The organism is Streptococcus mitis (assembly GCF_019929545.1).
Lineage (GTDB): Bacteria > Bacillota > Bacilli > Lactobacillales > Streptococcaceae > Streptococcus > Streptococcus mitis_BU.
Map to the genome: position 1 here is coordinate 1 of NZ_JAHZPT010000054.1, position 4092 is coordinate 4092.

General features: G+C 42.4%; 4 protein-coding genes and 1 pseudogene. All 5 read left to right on the forward strand.

The window, feature by feature from the left end:
• Nucleotides 1-74 precede the first annotated feature (74 nt).
• Nucleotides 75-287 (forward strand): annotated as a pseudogene (locus tag K1I71_RS09415) (DUF3169 family protein); the annotation flags it as partial.
• 9 nt (nucleotides 288-296) lie between these two features.
• On the forward strand, nucleotides 297-938 hold the full coding sequence (locus K1I71_RS09420; RefSeq protein ID WP_223330844.1) for a CPBP family intramembrane glutamic endopeptidase: 642 nt from the start codon (nucleotides 297-299) through the stop codon (nucleotides 936-938).
• Between the two features lie 17 nt (nucleotides 939-955).
• Entirely contained in the window at nucleotides 956-1186 is a 231-nt protein-coding gene (locus K1I71_RS09425; RefSeq protein WP_000832185.1) for a hypothetical protein, read from the forward strand.
• A 154-nt stretch (nucleotides 1187-1340) separates the two neighbouring features.
• On the forward strand, nucleotides 1341-3104 hold the full coding sequence (gene aspS / locus K1I71_RS09430; RefSeq protein WP_223330845.1) for an aspartate--tRNA ligase: 1764 nt from the start codon (nucleotides 1341-1343) through the stop codon (nucleotides 3102-3104).
• A complete protein-coding gene (locus K1I71_RS09435) occupies nucleotides 3082-4023 on the forward strand; it encodes a YitT family protein (protein ID WP_223330846.1) in 942 nt (313 codons plus the stop codon). The genes aspS and K1I71_RS09435 overlap by 23 nt, the downstream gene beginning before the upstream one ends.
• Nucleotides 4024-4092: the final 69 nt, after the last annotated feature.

The window sequence follows — 4092 nt, forward strand, 5'->3', positions numbered from 1 at the left end:
TAATAACCTCATCTTATGATAAGGCTATTATCTCATATTTTGGTGTCCATTGGATAGGTTTTTAGAGGTGCCCTTATGATGAAGGGGAGCGTCAGGCTAATTTGGAACAGAGTTTTCGAATTTTATTCCAATTAAATCAGTATGTCTTACCAGCCTTATATATTTTTCTTTTTATCATTTCTTTATTGACAGGAGAGATTCAGCTACTGGGCTTCTTGCTTGTCGGAGCTATCCATGTTTATATCAATGTGATGCAGTTACCTATGGTGAAACGTTATTTTAAATAGGAGACCTTTATGAAATTACTTAAAAACTTTGGCTGGTTTCTTCTAGCCCTTCTATCCTTTTTCTTTATCTATAGCTTCATTCAGGGGCTCGCGACTGCTTCGCTTGCCTTAGGCGCTTCCCCCTATGCTGTTACCTTACTCTATGTGGCCTTGGCTGGAGTTTATGTGTACGGCATTTACAAATGGTATCAGAAAGCTCCTGTTCATATTGAGAAGAGTGGCTTTAACCGATTTATTTGGCTCCCTGCCTTGGTTTGGTTCTTATCTCTGGTTGTCCAGTTTTTCTTGCCAGATGATCCTTCGGTAAATCAACAAATGGCGACAGACTTGACCTTGTCTCAACCACTTTTCTCATTCTTTGCGGTCGTTATTTTTGCTCCTTTGACGGAAGAACTTATCTTTAGAGGGATGTTAGCACGCTACCTCTTTCCTAAGCAGGACAATAGTAAACAAACTCTGATTTTTCTTCTGGTATCCAGTGTTTTGTTTGCTTTGATTCATTTCCCAGGTGATGTGCAACAATTTTTAGTTTATAGTAGTCTTGGGTTTAGCTTGGGCTTGGCTTATATTAGCAGAAAAGGTCTGGTCTACAGTATTTCTCTCCACGCTTTGAATAATTTAGTCAGCTTTTTGATGATTCTCATGCTATAATAGAGTCAGGAGGTCACATGAAACGAGTAATTTTATTAGCAGTGATTCAAGCAGTCGTTCTATTTTTCATCATTGGAGCGCTAGCTTATGCCTTTAAGGGCGATTTCTTCTACAACTATCTAGCAGTTGTCTTTGCCCCTATTGCAGGTGTCTTGCGCTTTGGGACAGCTTACACAACGGAAATTGTCTTGCCGAGAAAGGCAGCTGAAATCGCTGAAAAGCGTAAAGCAGGCAACAATTCAAAATAAAAGAGTCCGGTGAATTTCATCGGATTTTTGTATGGGTGTTAATTTTTAGAGTCTTCACTTGATTTTTAAAGTCAGGCAAACTTTTCTGATGATTTTCATGAAGAGCCTGCGCTTTTATGGTAAAATAGTAACAGAATAAAAGAGGAGAGAAACAATGAAACGTAGTATGTATGCTGGTCGTGTTCGTGAGGAACACATCGGACAAGAAATGACCTTGAAAGGATGGGTTGGCCGTCGTCGTGACCTGGGTGGTTTGATCTTTATCGACCTTCGTGACCGTGAAGGAATCATGCAGTTGGTTATCAACCCTGAAAAAGTATCTGCAGAGGTTATGGCAACAGCTGAAAGCCTTCGTAGTGAGTTTGTCATCGAGGTAACTGGACAAGTCGCTGCGCGTGAGCAAGCCAATGATAAGTTGCCAACTGGTGCGGTTGAGTTAAACGTGACAGCTCTTACTGTGCTCAATACAGCCAAAACAACACCATTTGAGATTAAAGATGGCATTGAGGCTAATGACGATACACGTTTACGTTACCGTTACCTTGACCTTCGTCGTCCAGAGATGCTGGAAAACTTCAAACTTCGTGCTAAAGTGACCCACTCTATTCGCAACTACTTGGATGAGTTGGAGTTTATCGACGTGGAGACACCATTCCTTTCTAAGTCAACGCCTGAAGGGGCGCGTGACTATTTGGTGCCGTCTCGTGTTAATAAAGGGCATTTTTACGCTCTTCCTCAAAGTCCACAAATCACGAAACAGCTCTTGATGAATGCTGGTTTTGACCGTTACTACCAAATCGTTAAATGTTTCCGTGACGAGGACTTGCGTGGTGACCGCCAGCCTGAGTTTACCCAGGTCGACTTGGAAACATCTTTCCTTACTGAGCAAGAAATCCAAGATATCACAGAAGGTTTGATTGCGCGTGTCATGAAGGAAACAAAAGGCATTGAAGTCACTCTGCCTTTCCCACGTATGAAATACGATGACGCTATGGCTCTTTACGGTTCTGACAAGCCAGATACTCGTTTTAACATGTTGCTTCAGGACTTGACAGAAGTGGTCAAAGGTGTAGACTTTAAAGTCTTTTCAGAAGCACCTGCTGTAAAAGCAATTGTAGTCAAAGGCGCTGCGGACAACTATTCACGTAAAGACATCGACAAGATGACGGAAGTAGCCAAGCAGTACGGTGCCAAAGGTCTTGCTTGGGTCAAGGTGGTTGATGGAGAATTAAACGGACCAGTTGCCAAGTTCTTGACTAGCATCCAAGCAGAATTGACAACAGCGCTTGCTCTTGAAGATAAGGACTTGGTTCTCTTTGTGGCGGATACGCTTGAAGTGGCTAATGCAACGCTTGGTGCCCTTCGTGTACGTATTGCCAAAGAGCTTGGTTTGATTGATAATGATAAATTCAACTTCCTTTGGGTGGTTGACTGGCCAATGTTTGAATGGTCTGAAGAAGAAGGTCGTTACATGAGCGCCCACCATCCATTTACTCTACCACAGGAAGAGACTGCTCACGAATTAGAAGGTGATTTGGCGAAGGTTCGTGCCATTGCTTACGATATCGTCTTGAACGGTTATGAGCTTGGTGGTGGTAGCCTTCGTATCAACCAAAAAGACCTTCAAGAACGTATGTTCAAGGCTCTTGGTTTCTCAGCTGAAGAAGCAAATGACCAGTTTGGCTTCCTTCTTGAGGCCATGGACTATGGTTTCCCGCCACATGGTGGCTTGGCTATCGGGCTTGACCGTTTTGTCATGCTCTTAGCAGGAGAAGAAAATATCCGTGAAGTTATTGCCTTTCCTAAGAACAACAAGGCAAGTGACCCAATGACACAAGCTCCTTCAACAGTAGCGCTCAAACAACTAGAGGAACTAAGCTTACAAATAGAAGAAGATGAAACAAGCAAAACAAATTAAGCGGTGGCGCTATTATCTGCGCCGCTTTGCTCATCAGATAAAAATTTTACGTGTCTTACAAAGCATCTCTCGGGAAAAATATGATGAGAAGATTTCGGCTTCTCTGGTCTATGGTTTTTTATCAGCAGTGGCGGTTAATTTCTTTTTCCAACCGGGGCATGTGTATTCGAGTGGTGCGACAGGTCTGGCACAGATTATCTCTGCCTTGAGTAATCACTGGTTTGGTTTTCATATTCCGATTTCGCTAACCTTCTACGCTATTAATTTTCCTTTGATGGTCTTGGCTTGGTATCAGATTGGCCATAAGTTCACCGTCTTTACCTTTATCACGGTATCCATGAGTTCCTTCTTTATCCAGTTTGTCCCTGTGGCGACCTTGACGGAGGATCCCATTATCAATGCCCTTTTTGGGGGTGTTGTCATGGGCTTGGGGATTGGTTTTGCTCTTCGCAACAATATCTCCAGTGGAGGTACAGATATTGTCAGCCTGACCATCCGCAAGAAAACGGGTAAGAATGTTGGTAGTATTTCTTTCTTGGTAAATGGGACTATCATGCTGATAGCTGGTTTGACCTTTGGTTGGAAATACGCTCTCTACTCTATGATTACCATCTTTGTCTCTAGCCGTGTAACAGACGCAGTCTTTACTAAGCAAAAACGCATGCAGGCTATGATTGTGACCAATCATCCAGAGAAGGTAATTGAAAAAATACATAAAAAATTGCACCGCGGAGCAACTATGATACACGATGCAGAAGGAACCTATAATCACGAAAGAAAGGCAGTTTTAATCACTGTCATTACACGTGCAGAGTTTAATGAATTTAAACAGATTATGAAACAGGTGGACCCAGGTGCCTTTGTCTCTGTATCTGAGAATGTTCATATTTTGGGACGATTCGTTGAAACAGAAAATTAGGGCACCTCTAAAAACCTATCCAATGGACACCAAAATATGAGATAATAGCCTTATCATAAGATGAGGTTA

Excerpts from the sequence above, each read along its gene's own strand:
- K1I71_RS09420 (WP_223330844.1), top strand. The coding sequence starts at position 297 with ATGAAATTACTTAAAAACTTTGGCTGGTTTCTTCTAGCCCTTCTATCC.
- aspS (WP_223330845.1), top strand. The coding sequence starts at position 1,341 with ATGAAACGTAGTATGTATGCTGGTCGTGTTCGTGAGGAACACATCGGA.
- K1I71_RS09435 (WP_223330846.1), top strand. The coding sequence starts at position 3,082 with ATGAAACAAGCAAAACAAATTAAGCGGTGGCGCTATTATCTGCGCCGC.
- K1I71_RS09425 (WP_000832185.1), top strand. The coding sequence starts at position 956 with ATGAAACGAGTAATTTTATTAGCAGTGATTCAAGCAGTCGTTCTATTT.